Raw genomic sequence first — 1,573 nt, forward strand, 5'->3', positions numbered from 1 at the left:
TCAGCCGCGCTCGCGCCATTCGATCGCGGGGCAGGTGTCCATCACCATCGGCAGGTTGGCGGCCTGGGCCCGGGCGAACGCGTCGTGGTCGACGACGCCCAACTGGAACCAGACCCCGCCGGCGCCGATCGCGATCGCCTCGTCGACGAACTGTCCGGCCGCCTCGGAGCGGCGGAAGACGTCCACCACATCCACCTGGAACGGCACGTCGGCCAGCGCCGCGTACCCCTGCTGGCCGAGCACAGTCGGCGCCGACGGGTGGATCGGCACGATCTTCTTGCCGTTGTTCTGAAGCAGCCGGGCAATGCGAAAGGCGGTCTTGTCCGGGTCACCGGACAGCCCGACCACCGCCCACACCTCGGCCTCGTCGAGGAAGTGATCGATCACGTCCTGCTGCTGCCAGGCCATGCGGGTAGGGGCGGTGTCCGAAGTCATGTCGTCACCCTAGTCGCGTCCCGGTGACCGGGAGAACCGTCCCTGGTGACCGGGAGAACCGTCCCTGGTGACCAAAGGAACCGTCCCCTCGGTCACTGGTTTGGTCAGATGAGTGGGGTGGTGGGCTTGAGGGTGATCCAGAGGGCGCGGCTGGCGGCGAGGAGTTCGCCGTCGGCGGTGTGCAGGGCGGCGGCGGTGTCGTACTTGCGGCCCTCATGACCGAGAGCCCAGCCCATCGTGACGCAGGGTTCGCCGACCTGGGGGAGCCGGTACACCTGGGCGGTGAACCGGCCGAGCAGCATCAGGGCCGGCCACTCGGCGAAACAGCCGTAGCCGAACAGCGACGGGCAGTCCACGCTCGCCCACACCACGGCGGGCAGCACGGTGCCGTCGTCGGCACCCACTGTGGGGTCCGGCACCCAGGGTGCGGCAGCGACCCGGCGTCCGGCGACCGGGCCGGGAAAGATGTGCAGACCGTCGGGACGATCGGTGCCGCAGACGAAGCACTGCGGGTACGGATGGTTCACCAGCCACGGGCAGTCGCGGCTGGCCTGCTCGGCCTCGGCGAAGCTGACCGGGGGAGGCACCTCCAGCTCCAACGGCGCCGGACGTCCGAGCGCGACCGTGCCGGCGTCCGAATCGACCCGGACGCCGTCGCCGTCCGCTGCGACCGGCAGTTCGACGTCCAGCGGGGGCGGAAGCCGCAGGGTGACCTCGGCCGGTCCGAGCGGACGGCCCGAGGCCGCCGCCACGCTGCCGGCGCTGTAGCCGCCGTTGCCGGAGGTGTTGGGGCCGCGGAACCGGTGCGGGATGAGCACGCTCACGGCTCACCCCGCACATGCAGGACGGCGCGCGCATAGGCCCGCTCGGCGTCGATGTCCAGATGCCTGCTCCCATCGGCCAGCACGACCGCGAAACCGCCCGGCACGGCAGCCAGTTCCCGGAAATGATCGCCGAGGGCGTCACGCAACTGGTCCTCGCGCGGCAGCCAGAGCACCCGAGTCTGGTCGATGGAATCCAACGCCCACTCGGTGGTGCCGTTGAACTTGAAGATGCTCGAGCCGCCAGGAACGTCCTGGATCTGAATCACCATCTCGGCGATGACGAAGATCTCATCGGCCAGCTCGCCACCGGGGAT

At 70.1% G+C, this 1,573-nt stretch carries 3 protein-coding genes; all 3 read right to left on the minus strand.

The window, feature by feature from the left end; genetic code table 11:
• A complete protein-coding gene (locus tag Q0066_RS10970) occupies positions 1-435 on the minus strand; it encodes a CoA-binding protein (protein WP_298132835.1) in 435 nt (144 codons plus the stop codon).
• 104 nt (positions 436-539) lie between these two features.
• Positions 540-1,259, minus strand: coding sequence for a hypothetical protein (locus Q0066_RS10975; RefSeq protein WP_298132837.1), 720 nt, complete (start codon positions 1,257-1,259; stop codon positions 540-542).
• The coding region (locus Q0066_RS10980; RefSeq protein ID WP_298132839.1) for a pilus assembly protein CpaE at positions 1,256-1,573 on the minus strand (318 nt) is incomplete at its 5' end. The genes Q0066_RS10975 and Q0066_RS10980, both read right to left, overlap by 4 nt.

Source organism: Micropruina sp. (genome assembly GCF_027492755.1).
Classification (GTDB): domain Bacteria; phylum Actinomycetota; class Actinomycetes; order Propionibacteriales; family Propionibacteriaceae; genus Micropruina.